The organism is Pseudomonas sp. DWRC2-2 (assembly GCF_049897885.1).
GTDB classification, from domain to species: Bacteria; Pseudomonadota; Gammaproteobacteria; order Pseudomonadales; family Pseudomonadaceae; genus Aquipseudomonas; species Aquipseudomonas azotoformans_A.
The window spans coordinates 486422-504560 of the sequence record NZ_JAFCXD010000002.1 but is presented as its reverse complement, the minus strand read 5'-3'; the positions used below and the strand labels follow the sequence as shown (position 1 = coordinate 504560).

At 59.5% G+C, this 18139-nt stretch carries 18 protein-coding genes; 14 read left to right on the top strand and 4 right to left on the bottom strand.

The window, feature by feature from the left end; genetic code table 11:
• Positions 1-104: 104 nt before the first annotated feature.
• A complete protein-coding gene (gene pyrC, locus ACP7EW_RS10830; protein ID WP_426216964.1) occupies positions 105-1151 on the top strand; it encodes a dihydroorotase in 1047 nt (348 codons plus the stop codon).
• A complete protein-coding gene (rnt, locus tag ACP7EW_RS10825) occupies positions 1148-1819 on the top strand; it encodes a ribonuclease T (protein WP_010212742.1) in 672 nt (223 codons plus the stop codon). The genes pyrC and rnt overlap by 4 nt, the downstream gene beginning before the upstream one ends.
• A 65-nt stretch (positions 1820-1884) precedes the next feature.
• On the opposite strand, the gene ACP7EW_RS10820 is transcribed toward rnt, so the two are convergent.
• Positions 1885-2487 carry a peroxiredoxin gene (locus ACP7EW_RS10820; RefSeq protein ID WP_003172097.1) on the bottom strand — a complete coding sequence of 201 codons (603 nt, stop codon included), beginning with the start codon at positions 2485-2487 and terminating at the stop codon, positions 1885-1887.
• 244 nt (positions 2488-2731) lie between these two features.
• On the opposite strand from ACP7EW_RS10820, the gene ACP7EW_RS10815 reads away from it, so the two are divergent.
• Both ACP7EW_RS10815 and bfr read left to right on the top strand, forming a co-directional pair.
• Positions 2732-2950 (top strand): bacterioferritin-associated ferredoxin, encoded by a 219-nt coding sequence (locus tag ACP7EW_RS10815; protein ID WP_010564137.1) that lies wholly within the window; start codon positions 2732-2734, stop codon positions 2948-2950.
• 200 nt (positions 2951-3150) lie between these two features.
• Positions 3151-3624: a bacterioferritin gene (gene bfr / locus ACP7EW_RS10810; RefSeq protein WP_033896414.1), complete on the top strand. Its 474-nt coding sequence runs from the start codon at positions 3151-3153 to the stop codon at positions 3622-3624.
• 69 nt (positions 3625-3693) lie between these two features.
• Here bfr and grxD read toward each other — a convergent pair whose 3' ends face one another.
• Positions 3694-4032: a Grx4 family monothiol glutaredoxin gene (gene grxD, locus ACP7EW_RS10805; RefSeq protein ID WP_033896413.1), complete on the bottom strand. Its 339-nt coding sequence runs from the start codon at positions 4030-4032 to the stop codon at positions 3694-3696.
• Between the two features lie 77 nt (positions 4033-4109).
• Positions 4110-6218 carry a molybdopterin oxidoreductase family protein gene (locus ACP7EW_RS10800; RefSeq protein ID WP_426216961.1) on the bottom strand — a complete coding sequence of 703 codons (2109 nt, stop codon included), beginning with the start codon at positions 6216-6218 and terminating at the stop codon, positions 4110-4112.
• A gap of 435 nt (positions 6219-6653) precedes the next feature.
• On the opposite strand from ACP7EW_RS10800, the gene argF reads away from it, so the two are divergent.
• Positions 6654-7574 carry an ornithine carbamoyltransferase gene (gene argF / locus ACP7EW_RS10795; RefSeq protein ID WP_426216959.1) on the top strand — a complete coding sequence of 307 codons (921 nt, stop codon included), beginning with the start codon at positions 6654-6656 and terminating at the stop codon, positions 7572-7574.
• Positions 7571-8677 (top strand): ABC transporter ATP-binding protein, encoded by a 1107-nt coding sequence (locus ACP7EW_RS10790; RefSeq protein WP_314525216.1) that lies wholly within the window; start codon positions 7571-7573, stop codon positions 8675-8677. Before argF ends, ACP7EW_RS10790 begins: the two co-directional genes overlap by 4 nt.
• Positions 8678-8684: 7 nt before the next feature.
• On the opposite strand, the gene ybaK is transcribed toward ACP7EW_RS10790, so the two are convergent.
• Positions 8685-9155, bottom strand: a complete 471-nt coding sequence (gene ybaK / locus ACP7EW_RS10785; protein WP_426216957.1) for a Cys-tRNA(Pro) deacylase — start codon at positions 9153-9155, stop codon at positions 8685-8687.
• A 327-nt stretch (positions 9156-9482) separates the two neighbouring features.
• On the opposite strand from ybaK, the gene ACP7EW_RS10780 reads away from it, so the two are divergent.
• The 8 genes from ACP7EW_RS10780 to ACP7EW_RS10745 all read left to right on the top strand — a co-directional run bounded on the left by ACP7EW_RS10780 (position 9483) and on the right by ACP7EW_RS10745 (position 18076).
• Positions 9483-10340, top strand: coding sequence for an MIP/aquaporin family protein (locus tag ACP7EW_RS10780; protein WP_133074501.1), 858 nt, complete (start codon positions 9483-9485; stop codon positions 10338-10340).
• Positions 10341-10414: 74 nt separating this feature from the next.
• Positions 10415-11920 carry a glycerol kinase GlpK gene (gene glpK / locus ACP7EW_RS10775; RefSeq protein ID WP_426216955.1) on the top strand — a complete coding sequence of 502 codons (1506 nt, stop codon included), beginning with the start codon at positions 10415-10417 and terminating at the stop codon, positions 11918-11920.
• An 83-nt stretch (positions 11921-12003) separates the two neighbouring features.
• Positions 12004-12759: a DeoR/GlpR family transcriptional regulator gene (locus tag ACP7EW_RS10770; protein ID WP_061435475.1), complete on the top strand. Its 756-nt coding sequence runs from the start codon at positions 12004-12006 to the stop codon at positions 12757-12759.
• A gap of 205 nt (positions 12760-12964) precedes the next feature.
• Complete coding sequence (gene glpD / locus ACP7EW_RS10765) at positions 12965-14503, top strand: glycerol-3-phosphate dehydrogenase (RefSeq protein ID WP_426218049.1); 1539 nt, start codon at positions 12965-12967, stop codon at positions 14501-14503.
• A gap of 304 nt (positions 14504-14807) precedes the next feature.
• Entirely contained in the window at positions 14808-15734 is a 927-nt protein-coding gene (locus tag ACP7EW_RS10760; protein ID WP_133074503.1) for a glutamate/aspartate ABC transporter substrate-binding protein, read from the top strand.
• A 193-nt stretch (positions 15735-15927) separates the two neighbouring features.
• A complete protein-coding gene (locus ACP7EW_RS10755) occupies positions 15928-16674 on the top strand; it encodes an amino acid ABC transporter permease (protein ID WP_010212762.1) in 747 nt (248 codons plus the stop codon).
• A complete protein-coding gene (locus ACP7EW_RS10750) occupies positions 16674-17345 on the top strand; it encodes an amino acid ABC transporter permease (protein WP_010212763.1) in 672 nt (223 codons plus the stop codon). The genes ACP7EW_RS10755 and ACP7EW_RS10750 overlap by 1 nt, the downstream gene beginning before the upstream one ends.
• A complete protein-coding gene (locus ACP7EW_RS10745; RefSeq protein ID WP_038847832.1) occupies positions 17342-18076 on the top strand; it encodes an amino acid ABC transporter ATP-binding protein in 735 nt (244 codons plus the stop codon). Before ACP7EW_RS10750 ends, ACP7EW_RS10745 begins: the two co-directional genes overlap by 4 nt.
• Positions 18077-18139 lie beyond the last annotated feature (63 nt).

Sequence of the window (18139 nt, the reverse complement as noted above, 5' to 3'; positions counted from 1 at the left end):
CATACCCAAGGCTATCGGTTGCATCCTGCAAAACTTGATAGCGAGTGCCTGAGAGAGTCTTTTCCGGTAGCATTCCCACCAGATTGACCCGCCTGGAATCCCCAATGTCCGACCGCCTGACCCTGCTGCGTCCCGACGACTGGCATATTCATCTTCGCGATGGTGCTGCGTTACCCCACACCGTGGCCGATGTCGCGCGCACGTTTGGCCGCGCCATCATCATGCCTAACCTGGTACCTCCGGTGCGTAATGCCGAGCAAGCCGATGCCTATCGCCAGCGTATCCTCGCTGCACGACCGGCCGGCAGCCGCTTCGAACCGTTGATGGTGCTCTACCTCACCGACCGCACCCAGCCCGAAGAGATTCGTGAGGCCAAGGCCAGCGGTTTCGTGCACGCTGCCAAGCTGTACCCGGCTGGCGCGACCACCAACTCCGATTCCGGCGTAACCAGTATCGACAAGATCCTGCCGGCCATCGAAGCCATGGCCGAAGTCGGCATGCCACTGCTGATCCACGGCGAAGTCACCCGTGGTGACGTGGACGTGTTCGACCGTGAGAAGATCTTCATCGACGAGCATATGCGCCGCGTGGTCGACCTGTTCCCGACCCTCAAGGTGGTATTCGAGCACATCACCACCGCCGATGCCGTGCAGTTCGTCAGCGAGGCCTCGGCCAACGTTGGCGCGACGATCACCGCGCATCACTTGCTGTACAACCGCAACCACATGCTGGTGGGCGGGATTCGGCCACACTTCTATTGCCTGCCGATCCTCAAGCGCAACACCCACCAGGTGGCCTTGCTGGATGCGGCGACCAGCGGCAATCCGAAGTTCTTCCTCGGCACCGACTCGGCGCCTCACGCCCAGCATGCCAAAGAAGCGGCGTGCGGCTGTGCCGGTTGCTACACCGCCTATGCAGCGATCGAGTTGTATGCCGAAGCGTTCGAACAACGTAACGCCCTGGACAAGCTCGAAGGTTTCGCCAGCCTCAACGGCCCGCGTTTCTACGGCCTGCCGGCGAATACCGACCGCATCACCCTGGTCCGTGAAGACTGGACCGCCCCTGCCAGCCTGCCGTTTGGCGAGCTGACTGTTATCCCGCTGCGCGCCGGTGAAACACTGCGCTGGCGCCTGCTGGAGGAAAGCAAGTGAGTGAAGACCATTACGACGACGAACACGAGCACAGTGGTGGCGGCTCCCGTCACCCGATGGCCGAGCGGTTCCGCGGCTATCTGCCGGTTGTCATCGACGTAGAAACCGGTGGTTTCAATTGCGCCACCGATGCATTGCTGGAAATCGCCGCAACGACCATTGGCATGGATGAACAGGGTTTTGTGTTCCCGGAACACACCCACTTCTTCCGCGTCGAGCCGTTTGAAGGCGCCAACATCGAAGCGGCGGCCTTGGAATTTACCGGCATCAAGCTCGATCACCCACTGCGCATGGCGGTCAGTGAAGAAGCGGCATTGACCGATATCTTCCGTGGTGTGCGCAAGGCGTTGAAGGCCAATGGCTGCAAACGCGCGATCCTGGTCGGCCACAACAGCAGCTTCGACCTGGGCTTTCTCAACGCCGCCGTGGCGCGGTTGGACATGAAGCGCAACCCGTTCCACCCTTTCTCCAGCTTCGACACGGCCACCCTCGCAGGCCTGGCGTATGGCCAGACCGTGTTGGCGAAAGCCTGCCAGGCCGCCGGTATCGATTTTGACGGCCGTGAGGCTCACTCGGCTCGCTACGACACCGAGAAGACTGCCGAGCTGTTCTGCGGCATCGTCAACCGCTGGAAAGACATGGGCGGCTGGGAAGACTTCAATGATTGAGGTCATATCCCGCGCATAAAAAAACCGGCCTTCTCAGGCCGGTTTTTTTGTACCTAGAACCTGGCTTACAGCTTGCCAGCGTTCTCGGTCAGGTAAGCCGCAACGCCTTCTGGCGAAGCGTTCATACCTTTGTCGCCTTTTTTCCAGTTGGCAGGGCAGACTTCGCCGTGCTCTTCGTGGAATTGCAGGGCGTCGACCAGGCGGATCAGCTCTTCCATGTTACGACCCAGTGGCAGGTCGTTGATGATCTGGGAGCGGACAACGCCCTTGTCGTCGATCAGGAACGCGCCACGGAACGCCACGCCGCCTTCGGACTCAACGTCGTAGGCCTTGGCGATGTCGTGCTTCATGTCGGCAGCCATGGTGTATTTGACTTTGCCGATGCCGCCATCATTGATGGCAGTGTTGCGCCAGGCGTTGTGGGTGAAATGGGAGTCGATGGAAACGGCTACCACTTCAACGTTGCGCGCCTTGAAATCGTCCATGCGGTGGTCCAGAGCGATCAGCTCCGAAGGGCAGACGAAGGTGAAGTCCAGCGGGTAAAAGAACACCAGGCCGTATTTGCCTTTGATGGCCTCAGACAGTTTGAAGCTGTCTACGATTTCGCCATTGCCGAGGACGGCTGGGACGTCGAAATCCGGGGCTTGTTTGCCGACGAGTACGCTCATTGGGTATCTCCTGATGTGAGGGTGACGATTGAAGTAAAAGGACCGGCCCCGAGTCTGCCGCATTCAAGCGACAGCCCTGTGACGCAGTCACGCTTCGTGAAGACCGACCATCATACACTGAAAAAACCGTTCGTCAGTGCGGGCGCGGTGCCAGCAAATACCCTACGAATCTACTTTGACAATCATTCTCGTTAACATTAAGATCCATCGCACTTAAGCCTTAAACCCGCGACGGTTCTCCCTTATGTATGTGTGCCTCTGTACTGGCGTCACCGACGGACAAATCCGCGAAGCAATCTATGAAGGTTGCTGCAGCTACAAGGAAGTGCGTGAAACCACCGGCGTTGCCAGCCAGTGCGGTAAATGTGCTTGCCTCGCCAAGCAAGTGGTACGGGAAACCCTGACGCAGCTGCAGACAGCCCAGGCCGCGCTCCCCTATTCAGCAGAATTTACACACGCCTGAATGGCGTGTTTTAAAGAACCGGACTTAGTGTCCGGTTTTTTTATGCCCGCAATTCAATAAGTTAGCGCTAAGACGCGGAACACAAACATTCTTATTCCGATTAATTTTCATTTATTATTCAATAACTTAGGTTTGACACTAGGGATTTCGCCGCTCAAACTCCGCCTTATACACAGCTATTACAGGGCAGGACCCCAGTCATGAAAGGCGACATCTCAGTCATCCAGCAACTCAACAAAATCCTTGCCAATGAACTGGTCGCGATCAATCAGTACTTTCTGCATGCGCGCATGTATGACGATTGGGGCCTGGAAAAGCTGGGCAAGCGTGAATACAAAGAATCCATCAAGGCCATGAAAGATGCGGACAAGCTGATCAAGCGCATCCTGTTCCTGGAAGGCCTGCCGAACGTGCAGGACCTGGGCAAGCTGAACATCGGCGAGCACACCCAGGAAATGATCAGCAGCGACCTGAAGTTCGAACACAAGAGCCACAGCGACCTCAAGGCCGCCATCGCTCATTGCGAAACCAAGGGCGACTTCGGTAGCCGCGAACTGCTGGAAGATATCCTCGAAGACCAGGAAGAACACATCGACTGGCTTGAAACCCAACTGGGCCTGATCGACAAAGTCAGCCTGGAAAACTACCTGCAATCGCAGATGGGCGAAGAATAAGCCCCCCGCAAGCAGGTACAAAAAAGCCCCGCTCTCTCACGAGAAGCGGGGCTTTTTATTGCAAGCGCATCAAGCGTCGGTCTTTGCCGCCGCGTTGGCTGCTGCTTCTTTGACCAGCGTTTGCAGCGAACCATCAGCCGCCATCTCAACGATGATGTCGCTACCGCCGACCAGCTCACCGGCCACCCACAGCTGTGGGAAAGTCGGCCAGTTGGCGTATTTCGGCAGGTTGGCGCGGATTTCAGGGTTTTGCAGGATATCCACGTAAGCGAATTTCTCGCCGCACGCCATGATGGCCTGGGACGCCTTCGCGGAGAAACCGCACTGAGGAGCGTTTGGCGCGCCCTTCATGTAAAGCAGAATGGTGTTGTTGGCAATCTGCTCTTTGATCGTTTCGATGATATCCATGGAACACCTCGGCTGGAACTTTGCGACTCACAGGTCGGCACGGTGGCGCATTGTAACGCAAAATTCCAGCGCAGTGCTCAGGCGGCTGCTACCTGCACGGGGACGCCGTTCAATGCCGCATTGCCCGACAGCTCATCCAGTTGCCGTTCGTCGGTCAAATCGTTGGCGCTCGCCCCTGGCTGCCCACTGGCGATCGTCATCTGTACCCCAGGACGCCCGTGGCCCCAACCGTGGGGCAGGCTGACCACGCCGGGCATCATGTCCAGGCTGGCCACCACTTCCACTTCGATCATGCCGATGCGCGAACTGACACGGACCCGCTGACCATCGCTCAATTGCCGACTGGCCAGATCATCCGGATGCATCAGCAATTGATGGCGCGGCTTGCCCTTCACCAGCCGGTGATAGTTATGCATCCAGGAATTATTGCTGCGCACGTGGCGGCGGCCGATCAACAGCAGTTCATCAGCCACCGGCACCGGTTGCGCGGCAAAGCGCGCCAGGTCGGCGAGGATCACCGCTGGCGCCGCTTGCACCTTGCCATCAGCGGTTTTCAAACGCGCTGCAAGGTTGGGTTGCAGCGGACCAAGGTCGACGCCGTGGGGATGATCCGCCAGCATGGCCACGGACAACTTGTGGCTGGATGCATCACCGTAGACGCCCGCACGCAGACCGAAATCAATCATGTGTGCCGGGGGCATCGTCGGCTTGAGCGCGACACCGTTCTGGGCTGCGAAGGCGTTGGCCAGACCGACGAAAATCTCCCAGTCATGCAACGCGCCTTCCGGCTTGGGCAAGATCGCCCGATTGAAGCGGGTGACATTACGCACCGCGAACATATTGAAGGTGGTGTCGTAATGATCGTTTTCCAGCGCCGACGTAGACGGCAGGATCAGGTCGGCATAGCGCGTGGTTTCGTTGATATAAAGGTCGATACTGACCATGAACTCCAGGCCATCAAGGGCCTGTTCCAACTGCCGTCCGTTGGGCGTCGACAACACCGGATTACCCGCCACCGTGACCAACGCGCGGATTTGCCCTTCGCCCTCGGTCAGCATTTCCTCAGCCAACGCCGACACAGGCAACTCGCCACCGTACTCCGGACGCCCGGATACCCGACTCTGCCAGCGATTGAAATGCCCGCCACCGGTCGACGCCACCAGATCCACCGCCGGCGTGGTGCACAGTGCACCGCCAACACGATCCAGGTTGCCGGTCACCAGGTTGATCAACTGCACCAGCCAATGACAGAGCGTGCCGAATGCCTGGGTCGACACGCCCATGCGCCCGTAGCACACAGCCTTGTCCGCAGCGGCAAAATCCCGCGCCAACTGGCGGATCTGCTCGGCAGGCACCGCACATTGGCGGCTCATGGCCTCGGCGGAAAACCCGGCGATAGCGCGCCGTACGTCCTCAAGGCCTTCAATCGGTAAATGGCTGTCGCGGGTCAGGTTCTCGCTGAACAAGGTGTTGAGCACGCCGAACAACAACGCCGCATCACCGCCTGGGCGCACGAACAGATGCTGGTCGGCCATTGCTGCCGTTTCACTGCGCCGTGGGTCGACCACCACCACTTTGCCGCCCCGCGCCTGGATCGCCTTGAGGCGTTTCTCCACGTCGGGCACGGTCATGATGCTGCCGTTGGACGCGAGCGGATTGCCCCCCAGGATCAGCATGAAGTCGGTGTGGTCGATGTCCGGGATCGGCAACAACAGGCCGTGGCCGTACATGAGGTAACTGGTGAGGTGATGGGGCAACTGGTCCACAGACGTCGCGGAAAACCGATTGCGCGTCTTCAACTGGCCAAGGAAGTAGTTGCTGTGGGTCATCAGCCCATAGTTGTGCACGCTGGGGTTGCCCTGGTACACCGCCACCGCATTCTGCCCGTGCCGCGCCTGAATGCCTGACAGACGCTCGGCGACAAGCGCGAAGGCGTCTTCCCACGCAATCGGCTGCCATTCGCTGCCGACCCGCAACAGGGGTTGGTGCAGGCGGTCGGGATCGTTCTGGATATCCTGCAACGCGACGGCCTTGGGGCAGATATGCCCACGGCTGAACGTATCCAGCGCATCGCCCTTGATCGAGGTGATCGCCAGGCTGCCGTCGTCGGCTTGGGTGGTTTCCAGGGTCAGGCCACAAATGGCTTCACACAGATGGCAGGCACGGTGGTGGAGAGTCTTGGTCATAGCCAGTCTCTTTTATAGGGGCTTTGATCCCACTATGGGCCGCGACGCGTGCAGGCGCTACCAACGTTCGCCCCGTGAATCGACCTGCATCAGGCCAGGCCATGGCCAAGCGTGAGCAAATGTTTCGAAACCCGGCATACCGCCTCTGAAACCGACGCAGCCTGGCCTGCGCACGCCCCCGCACGTTGCAAAAAGTCTCGGCGCCAGTGTACAAATGGCTCGCTGCTGTCTGGAAATTGTCTTCAAAAGCGCGTTGGCGCCCTTCTTGAACACCCTTAAAAACCGTAGCCCTATTGGTAAGACGCGACATTTAATTATAAGATCGCGCCTTCCCCTATTTCGTCGCCCCGTGCGGCTTTCGCCGCAGGTCTCGCCCGTTGTCACAATAAACAAGGCTTTGAGTATCTGCGGTCTGTTGCAAAAAGGTAGTTAATGATGAGCGCAAGGCACTTTCTCTCCCTGATGGATTGCACGCCCGAAGAGCTGGTCAGCGTGATCCGTCGAGGCATTGAGCTTAAAGACCTGCGTAACCGCGGCGTACTGTTCGAGCCTTTGAAAAACCGCGTACTCGGCATGATCTTCGAGAAGTCGTCGACCCGCACCCGCGTGTCATTCGAAGCCGGCATGATCCAACTGGGTGGCCAAGCCATCTTCTTGTCCTCGCGCGACACCCAACTGGGCCGTGGCGAGCCAATCGCCGACAGCGCGAAGGTGATGTCGAGCATGCTCGACGCCGTGATGATCCGTACCTTTGCCCACAGCACCGTGACCGAATTTGCCGCCCACTCCCGCGTACCGGTGATCAACGGCCTGACCGACGACCTGCACCCGTGCCAGTTGCTGGCCGACATGCAGACCTTCCTTGAACACCGCGGCTCGATCCAGGGCAAGACCGTGGCCTGGATCGGCGACGGCAACAACATGTGCAACAGCTATATAGAAGCGGCGATCCAGTTTGACTTCCAACTGCGCGTTGCCTGCCCGGAAGGCTATGAGCCTGACGCGCGCTTCCTGGCCCAGGCCGGCGACCGCGTGACCCTGGTTCGTGACCCACGTGACGCGGTAATCGGCGCGCACCTGGTGAGCACCGACGTCTGGACCTCCATGGGCCAGGAAGAGGAAACCGCCAAACGCCTGGCCCTGTTCGCCCCGTATCAGGTGACCCGCGCCCTGCTCGACCTGGCCGCGCCCGACGTGCTGTTCATGCATTGCCTGCCGGCCCACCGTGGCGAAGAGATCAGCAACGACCTGCTCGACGACCCACGCTCGGTCGCCTGGGACCAGGCTGAAAACCGCCTGCATGCGCAAAAAGCCCTGCTCGAATTCCTCGTCCCGCCGTCGTACCACCACGCATGAGCCAGCCATTACTGCTGAACCTGCGCAATCTGGCATGCGGCTATCAAGATCAACGGGTGGTACAGAACCTCAACCTGCACCTCAACGCCGGCGACATCGGTTGCCTGCTGGGCTCTTCGGGTTGCGGCAAGACCACCACGTTACGTGCGATTGCCGGGTTTGAGCCGGTGCACGATGGCGAGATCAGCCTGGCGGGCGACGTGATCTCCAGTGCCGGCTTCACACTGGCTCCGGAGAAACGTCGTATCGGCATGGTGTTCCAGGACTACGCACTGTTTCCGCACCTCAGCGTGGCCGACAACATTGCCTTCGGCATTCGCAAGCACCCGCAGAAAGACCGCGTGGTGGCTGAGTTGCTGGAGCTGGTCAATTTGAAGAACCTCGGCAAGCGCTTTCCTCACGAACTCTCCGGCGGCCAACAACAACGCGTCGCCCTCGCCCGCGCTTTGGCGCCGGAACCGGCCCTGTTGCTGCTGGATGAACCCTTCTCCAACCTGGACGGCGAGTTGCGCCGCAAGCTCAGCCACGAGGTGCGCGACATCCTCAAGGCACGCGGCACCAGCGCGATTCTGGTGACCCATGACCAGGAAGAAGCCTTTGCCGTCAGCGACCAAGTCGGGGTTTTCAAGGAGGGTCGTCTGGAGCAGTGGGACACGCCCTACAACCTCTATCACGAACCGCAGACGCCCTATGTCGCCAGCTTTATCGGCCAGGGTTACTTCATCCGTGGCCAATTGAGTTCGCCGGAGTCGGTCAGCACCGAACTGGGTGAGTTGCGCGGCAACCGCGCCTACACCTGGCCGACCGGCGGCGCGGTGGATGTGCTGCTGCGCCCGGATGACATCGTCTACGCACCGGACAGCGCGTTGAAAGCGCGGATCGTCGGCAAGACCTTCCTCGGCGCGTCGACCTTGTATCGCCTGCAACTGCCGACCGGCGCGCAATTGGAGTCGATTTTCCCGAGCCATGCCGACCATCAGGTCGGCGCGGATGTGGGGATCCGTGTAGCGGCCGAACACCTGGTGTTGTTCCAGGCCTCAGGCAGCACCGCCGCGCAGATTCCTCAAGCCGAATCCGGCGTCCGCCGCTACAGCCCGGTATAACGCCCGGTCATACCCGGCCAATTTCTGCGAATTTGGCCTGGGTATGTTCAGCCAGCACCGCCGCTGGCAGTTCAACCTCCAAGCCCCTCCTGCCCGCACTCACAAAAATCGTCGCAAACGGTTGTGCTGTTGCATCGATAAACGTGCGCAGGCGTTTCTTTTGCCCCAACGGGCTGATGCCCCCCAGCAGGTAACCGGTTGAACGCTGCGCCGCCGCCGGGTCGGCCATTTCGACTTTCTTGACGCCTGCCGCTTGAGCCAGAGCCTTGAGGTCCAGACTTCCGACGACCGGCACCACCGCCACCAACAATTCGCCCTTCTCGCTGCACGCCAACAAGGTCTTGAACACCTGTGCCGGGTCGAGGCCCAATTTTTCCGCGGCCTCCAGCCCATAGGACGCCGCCTTGGGGTCGTGTTCATAACTGTGGATACGATGTTCGGCGCGAACTTTTTTCAACAGGTCCAATGCGGGGGTCATGACGTCTCCGGGCGTGGCAAACAGATGGCCAATTCTAGGCCAAGCCCACACAAAACGCTCTAGTACGCCCACTCTTAAGGTGCACACACAATGTGACAAGCGTGATCATTCACCAGACCAATAGTTTGAAAGTGACTGACAGTTCACTTTCGACCTTTGACAGCCGTCATTCTTGTCTATATTTTTTCGTTTCCGAATACTGTAGGAATAGACCAACAGCATTCAAGCAGTAAGCCGTGACCGGGATGGGGATCCTTGCCACGGTGAAAATCGCGCAACAATCCGTTGAGGTTGTGCGCCAGACAAGAACAACAACTGAGGTTTTCCATGACAACTGCTCTTCAACAGCCTTCACTTTCGAGCCAATGCATGGCCGAATTCCTGGGGACTGCGCTTCTGATCTTCTTCGGTACAGGATGCGTCGCTGCGCTCAAGGTCGCGGGAGCCAGCTTTGGCTTGTGGGAGATCAGTATCATCTGGGGGGTCGGCGTCAGCATGGCGATCTACCTGAGCGCCGGGATTTCCGGGGCCCACCTCAACCCCGCCGTCAGTATTGCCCTGTGTATTTTCGCTGACTTCGAAAAGCGCAAACTGCCCTTCTATATCCTCGCCCAGATCGCCGGTGCCTTTTGCTCGGCGGCCTTGGTGTACACGCTCTACAGCAACCTGTTTTTCGATTACGAACAAACCCACCACATGGTGCGCGGTTCCCAGGCCAGCCTGGAATTGGCGTCGGTGTTCTCCACCTACCCCCATGCGCTGCTGAGCACCGCCCAGGCGTTCCTGGTGGAAATGGTCATCACCGCGATCCTGATGGGCGTGATCATGGCCCTCACCGATGACAACAACGGCCTGCCACGCGGCCCGTTGGCCCCGCTGCTGATCGGCCTGCTGATCGCGGTGATTGGCAGCGCCATGGGCCCGTTGACCGGCTTTGCGATGAACCCGGCGCGGGATTTCGGGCCCAAGCTGATGACCTTTTTCGCGGGCTGGGGTGAAATGGCTTTCACTGGTGGCCGTGATATCCCTTACTTCCTGGTACCGATTTTCGCGCCGATCGTCGGCGCATGCCTCGGTGCTGCGGCCTATCGCGGGCTGATTGCCCGCCATCTGCCGAGCGCCGCACCTGCTATAGATGAAGCAACACCTGACACGGCTGTCAACGGCAAGACCCGTATTTCCTGATAGCGCCAGCCTGGGCACCTGCCCTTTGTAGCCCAGGCTGATTACCGATTTTCTTATTTTCCAAGGCATTCGACATGACCGATATTCAGAATAAGAACTACATCATTGCCCTTGACCAAGGCACCACCAGTTCCCGGGCGATCATCTTCGATCGTGACGCCAACGTGGTCTGCACCGCCCAGCGTGAATTCGCACAGCATTACCCACAGGCTGGCTGGGTCGAGCATGACCCGATGGAAATCTTCGCCACCCAGAGCGCGGTGATGGTCGAGGCCCTGGCCCAGGCCGGCCTGCACCATGACCAGGTCGCCGCCATCGGCATCACCAACCAGCGTGAAACCACCGTGGTGTGGGACAAAGTCACCGGTCGCCCGATCTACAACGCCATCGTCTGGCAGTGCCGCCGCAGCACCGAAATCTGCCAGCAACTCAAGCGCGACGGCCACGAGCAGTACATCAGCGACACCACCGGCCTGGTTACCGACCCGTACTTCTCCGGCACCAAGCTCAAGTGGATCCTCGACAACGTCGAAGGCAGCCGCGAGCGTGCGCGCAATAGCGAACTGCTGTTCGGCACCGTCGACAGCTGGCTGATCTGGAAATTTACCGGCGGCAAGACCCACGTCACCGACTACACCAACGCCTCGCGCACCATGCTCTTCAACATCCACACCCTGGAATGGGATGCGAAGATGCTGGAGATCCTCGACATTCCGCGCGAGATGCTGCCGGAAGTTAAGTCGTCGTCCGAAATCTACGGCCGCACCAAGAGCGGCATTGCCATCGGCGGTATCGCCGGCGACCAGCAAGCCGCCCTGTTCGGCCAGATGTGCGTCGAAGCCGGCCAAGCCAAGAACACCTACGGCACCGGTTGCTTCCTGCTGATGAACACCGGCGACAAAGCCGTGAAATCCAAGCACGGCATGCTCACCACCATCGCTTGCGGCCCGCGTGGCGAAGTGGCCTACGCCCTGGAAGGTGCGGTGTTCAACGGCGGCTCCACCGTGCAATGGCTGCGTGATGAGCTGAAAATCATCAACGACGCCCACGACACCGAATACTTCGCTGGCAAGGTCAAGGACAGCAACGGCGTGTACCTGGTGCCGGCCTTCACCGGCCTGGGCGCCCCGTACTGGGACCCGTACGCCCGTGGCGCACTGTTCGGCCTGACCCGTGGCGTACGCGTGGACCACATTATTCGTGCGGCCCTGGAGTCGATTGCCTACCAGACCCGCGACGTACTCGACGCCATGCAACAGGACTCGGGCGAACGGCTCAAGGCCCTGCGCGTGGACGGCGGCGCGGTGGCTAACAACTTCCTGATGCAGTTCCAGGCCGACATCCTCGGCACCCAGGTCGAGCGCCCGCAAATGCGCGAAACCACCGCATTGGGCGCCGCCTACCTGGCCGGCCTGGCGTGCGGCTTCTGGGGCAGCCTGGAAGAGTTGCGCGGCAAGGCAGTGATCGAGCGCGAATTCGAACCGCAACTGGACGAAGCGGCCAAAGAGAAGCTCTACGCCGGCTGGCAAAAAGCGGTCAGCCGCACGCGCGACTGGGAGCCCCACGAAGGCGCTGAATAAGCCAACGTCCGGTTGTAACTGGCAGGGAGCGGATTCCTGCGTCATCATGGGCCACTTTTGTATGGCAGCCCAAAGGACGCCCCATGAATCTGCCTCCCCGCCAACAACAAATCCTTGAGCTGGTCCGCGAACGCGGCTACGTCAGCATCGAGGAAATGGCGCAGCTGTTCGTTGTCACCCCGCAAACCATCCGCCGCGATATCAATCAGCTGGCGGACGCCAATCTGCTGCGCCGCTACCACGGCGGCGCGGCCTATGACTCCAGTGTCGAAAACACCGCCTACGCCATGCGCGCCGACCAGATGCGCGACGAGAAACAGCGTATCGGCGAAGCCATCGCTGCGCAGATCCCCGATCACGCCTCGCTGTTCATCAATATCGGCACCACCACCGAATCCATCGCCCGTGCGCTGCTCAACCACAATCACCTGAAAATCATCACCAACAACCTCAACGTCGCCACCATGCTCAGTGCCAAGGACGACTTCGACGTGTTGTTGACCGGCGGCAACGTACGGCGTGACGGCGGTGTGGTGGGTCAGGCGAGTGTCGACTTCATCAACCAGTTCAAGGTCGACTTTGCCCTTGTGGGCATCAGCGGTATCGATGAAGACGGCAGTCTGCTGGACTTCGATTACCAGGAAGTTCGGGTTTCCCAGGCGATCATCGCCAATGCACGCCAGGTGATCCTGGCAGCGGACTCCAGCAAATTCGGGCGCAATGCCATGATTCGCCTGGGGCCGATCAGCCTGGTGGATTGTTTGGTCACGGATCAGCAGCCGGTGCCGGCGTTGGTGCAGTTGTTGAGTGACCATAAGGTGCGGCTGGAAGTCGTCTGAGGCTCTCCACTCCTCACTCTGGCGAGCGGGCTTGCCACAAACGCGCCTTTAAACCGAACATAATGTTCACAAATCTTCCTTTCCCAGCCCTTCGATGAGTTTTTTCAATCGAAGTCGGCTGGCTGCGCGCGTGTTTATCAGCTACCATTTTCGCAAATGAACATTAATGTTCGAATTCCAAGACGAAAAATCGCGAGGCCAGCCGATGAACCCTTCCACCTTGCCTGCTCCACCGCTTGCCGAAGTCTATGACGTTGCCGTTATCGGTGGCGGTATCAATGGCGTCGGCATTGCAGCAGACGCAGCCGGTCGCGGGTTGTCGGTATTCCTTTGCGAAAAGGACGATCTCGCCAGCCACACCTCGTCCGCCAGCAGCAAGCTGATCCACGGCGGCCTGCGCTACCTCGAACATTACGAATTCCGCCTGGTGCGCGAGGCCCTGGCCGAGCGTGAAGTACTGCTGGCCAAGGCCCCGCATATCGTCAAGCAAATGCGCTTCGTATTGCCGCATCGCCCGCATCTGCGCCCGGCGTGGATGATCCGCGCCGGTCTGTTCCTGTACGACAACCTGGGCAAGCGCGAAAAACTCGCCGGTTCGAAAAGCCTCAAGTTCGGCCCCGACAGCCCGCTGAAAAGCGAAATCACCAAAGGCTTCGAATACTCCGACTGCTGGGTGGATGACGCCCGCCTCGTCGTGCTGAACGCCATGGCCGCCCGTGAAAAAGGCGCGCACATCCACACCCAGACCCGTTGCATCAGCGCCCACCGCAGCAACGGCATGTGGGAAATGAACATGGAACGTGCCGATGGCAGCCTGTTCTCGATCCGTGCCCGTTCACTGGTGAACGCCGCGGGCCCATGGGTCGCCAAGTTCATCAGGGACGACCTGAAGCTGGATTCGCCCTACGGCATCCGCCTGATCCAGGGCAGCCACCTGATCGTGCCGAAACTGTACGAAGGCGACCATGCGCACATCCTGCAGAACGAAGACCAGCGCATTGTTTTCACCATTCCGTACTTGAACCACCTGACCATCATCGGCACCACCGACCGCGAATACACCGGTGACCCGGCTGCCGTTGCGATCACCGAGGGTGAAACGGACTACATGCTGAAAGTGGTCAACGCGCATTTCAAAAAGCAGTTGAGCCGCGACGACATCGTCCACACCTACTCCGGCGTGCGTCCACTGTGCAATGATGAATCGGACAACCCGTCGGCCATCACCCGCGACTACACACTGGCGTTGTCCGGTGGCAAGGGCGAAGCGCCGATCCTGTCGGTGTTTGGCGGCAAGCTGACCACGTATCGCAAGCTCGCTGAATCGGCGATGGCACAACTGGCGCCGTATTTCACCCAGATGCGCCCAAGCTGGACCGCCAAGGCCAGCCTTCCGGGCGGCGAAGACATGACCACGCCGCAAGCCCTGGCCGAGGCCATCCGCAGCAAGTTCGACTGGGTGCCGACTGAAATCGCACGCCGTTGGTCCACCACCTACGGCAGCCGTACATGGCGCCTGCTGGAAGGCGTGCAGTCGCTGGCCGACCTGGGGGAGCACCTGGGGGGTGGCTTGTATACCCGCGAGGTTGATTACCTGTGCGCCGAAGAATGGGCGACCCAGCCTCAGGACGTGCTGTGGCGTCGCACCAAGCTGGGTCTGTTCACCACCCCGGAAGAACAGGCCAACGTGCAGCGCTACCTGTCCACCGTTGAGCAGAACCGCAGCAAGATTGAAGCGGCCTGACAGACCGGTATTACAAAAGCCCCTGCGCCGAAAGGCTCAGGGGCTTTTTTTTGCATTCGGTTTTCCGAACGCCACACTGCCATCTATTCGGTTTGCCGGACCCAAGCCCCGAAAAAACGCCGTCATATAAAGTTAATTACCCTATAAATCATGGAGTTAACCTTTTATATCGAGCCTGGCACGACTCATGCTCTACACTCTTGGACGATTGCCTGGGACGCCTCAGGAGCCGTCACGGGCATTCGCTGTACAAGAGAGCCGTTTAGCCGGCTTCATAAAAAAAACAAATGTCGAGGAAGTATTGATGCGCATCGTTCCCCATATTCTGGGCGCAGCTATCGCTGCTGCTCTGATCAGCACTCCAGTTTTCGCCGCCGAACTCACCGGCACGCTGAAGAAGATCAACGACTCCGGCACCATCACTCTCGCTCACCGCGACAGCTCCATTCCGTTTTCCTACATCGCGGATGGTTCGGGCAAACCTGTGGGCTACTCCCACGACATTCAGTTGGCCGTCGTCGAGCAACTGAAAAAAGACCTGAACAAACCCGACCTGAAGGCCAAGTACAACCTGGTCACTTCGCAAACCCGTATTCCGCTGATCCAGAACGGCACCGCGGACCTCGAGTGCGGCTCCACCACCAACAACGCCGAACGCGCCCAGCAAGTTGATTTCACCGTCAACATCTTCGAAATCGGCACCCGCCTGCTGGTCAAGAAAGACAAGGAAGGCAAGCCGTCCTACGCTGACTTCGCTGACCTGAAAGGCAAGAACGTCGTGACCACCGCGGGCACCACGTCCGAGCGCATCATCAAAGCGATGAACGCCGACAAGCAGATGGGCATGAACGTCATCTCCGCCAAAGACCACGGCGAATCCTTCCAGATGCTGGAAAGCGGCCGTGCCGTTGCCTTCATGATGGACGACGCTCTGCTGGCCGGTGAAGAAGCCAAGGCCAAGAAGCCGGACGACTGGGTCATCACCGGTACTCCGCAATCTTTCGAAGCCTACGCGTGCATGGTGCGTAAAGACGACCCAGCCTTCAAGAAAGCGGTGGATGACGCCATCGTTGCCCTGTACAAATCCGGCGAAATCAACAAGATCTACAGCAAGTGGTTCGAGAGCCCGATCCCACCAAAAGGCCTGAACCTGAACTTCCCGATGAGCGACAAGGTGAAGGAGCTGATCGCCAACCCAAGCGACAAGCCAGCGCCTGACGTAAAAATCTGATACCTGACTAAGCTTATCTCCTGAGGGAGCCAACCTCCCTCAGGCGTCTGTTACTACCTGCTGGCTTTAATGTGGAACACTCGACCTGGCGGTTTTCGAGCCGATCGCGTGTGCCTGACGTTCACCGTCAGGCGGGAAAGGATCTTCCCCAAGCGGGTGCTTGTACATCGATCGACTTCGAGGGGAGACCCTAATGAATTACAACTGGGACTGGGGCGTGTTCTTCAAGTCCACTGGCGTGGGCAGCGAGACTTATCTCGACTGGTACATCGCCGGCTTGGGCTGGACCATCGCCATCGCTGTCGTGGCATGGATTATCGCCTTGCTGCTGGGGTCCATTCTGGGCGTCATGCGCACCGTGCCAAACCGCATCGTATCGGGCATCGCGACCTGCTACGTGGAACTGTTTCGTAACGTGCCGCTGCTGGTTCAGCTGTTCATCTGGTACTTCCTGGTACCCGACATGCTGCCGCAGAACCTGCAGGACTGGTACAAACAAGACCTCAACCCGACCACCTCGGCCTACCTGAGCGTTGTCGTGTGCCTGGGCCTGTTCACCGCCGCCCGTGTGTGTGAGCAAGTGCGTACCGGCATCCAGGCGCTGCCACGCGGCCAGGAATCCGCCGCGCGTGCCATGGGCTTCAAGCTGCCGCAGATCTACTGGAACGTGCTGCTGCCACAGGCCTACCGGATCATCATTCCGCCGCTCACCTCGGAATTCCTCAACGTCTTCAAGAACTCCTCCGTGGCGTCCTTGATCGGCCTGATGGAACTGCTGGCGCAAACCAAACAGACCGCCGAGTTCTCGGCCAACCTGTTTGAAGCCTTCACCCTGGCCACGCTGATCTACTTCACCCTGAACATGAGCCTGATGCTGCTCATGCGCCTGGTCGAGAAGAAAGTCGCAGTGCCCGGCCTGATCTCCGTGGGGGGTAAATAATGGACTTCGATTTCAGCGGCATCATCCCCGCTATTCCAGGCCTGTGGAACGGCATGGTCATGACCTTGCAGTTGATGGTCATGGGCGTGGTCGGCGGCATTGCGCTGGGTACGGTCCTGGCGCTGATGCGCCTGTCGTCCAGCAAACTGCTGTCGCGCGTTGCCGGCGCTTATGTGAACTACTTCCGCTCGATCCCGCTGCTGCTGGTGATCACCTGGTTCTACCTGGCGGTGCCGTTCGTGTTGCGCTGGATCACCGGCGAAGACACGCCGATCGGTGCGTTCACCTCCTGCGTCGTGGCCTTCATGATGTTCGAAGCCGCGTACTTCTGTGAAATCGTACGGGCCGGCGTGCAGTCGATCCCCAAAGGCCAGATGGCGGCGGCACAGGCGATGGGCATGACCTATGGCCAGACCATGCGCCTGATCATCCTGCCCCAGGCGTTCCGCAAGATGACCCCGTTGCTGCTGCAACAGTCGATCATCCTGTTCCAGGACACCTCGCTGGTCTACACCGTGGGCCTGGTGGACTTCCTCAACTCCGCCCGCTCCAACGGCGACATCATCGGCCGCTCCAACGAATTCCTGATCTTTGCCGGTGTCGTCTACTTCATCATCAGCTTTTCCGCCTCGCTGCTGGTCAAGCGTCTGCAAAAAAGGTTTGCCGTATGATCTCTATCAAGAATATCAACAAGTGGTATGGCGACTTCCAGGTGCTGACCGATTGCAGCACCGAGGTTAAAAAAGGCGAAGTGATCGTGGTGTGCGGGCCGTCCGGCTCGGGCAAATCCACCCTGATCAAGTGCGTCAACGCGCTGGAACCGTTCCAGAAGGGCGACGTTGTAGTGGACGGCACCTCGATTGCCGACCCGAAGACCAACCTGCCGCAGCTGCGTTCGCGCGTGGGCATGGTGTTCCAGCACTTCGAACTGTTCCCGCACCTGACCATCACCGAGAACCTGACCATCGCGCAGATCAAGGTGCTCGGCCGCAGCAAGGAAGAAGCCACCAAGAAAGGCCTGCAACTGCTCGACCGCGTCGGCCTGTCGGCACACGCCCACAAGCACCCTGGCCAACTTTCCGGTGGCCAGCAACAACGTGTGGCGATTGCCCGCGCCCTGGCCATGGACCCGATCGTCATGCTGTTCGACGAACCGACCTCGGCGCTGGACCCGGAAATGGTCAACGAAGTGCTCGACGTGATGGTGCAACTGGCCCACGAAGGCATGACCATGATGTGCGTGACCCACGAAATGGGCTTCGCCCGCAAAGTGGCCGACCGCGTGATCTTCATGGACGCCGGCAAGATCATCGAAGACTGCCCGAAAGAAGAGTTCTTCGGCGACATCAGCGCCCGCTCCGAACGCGCGCAGCACTTCCTTGAGAAAATCCTGCAGCACTAAGCACTGCCCAGATGTGGTGAAGGGCCCAATCCCCTTCACCACAACTGGTTGACCCAAGGCATC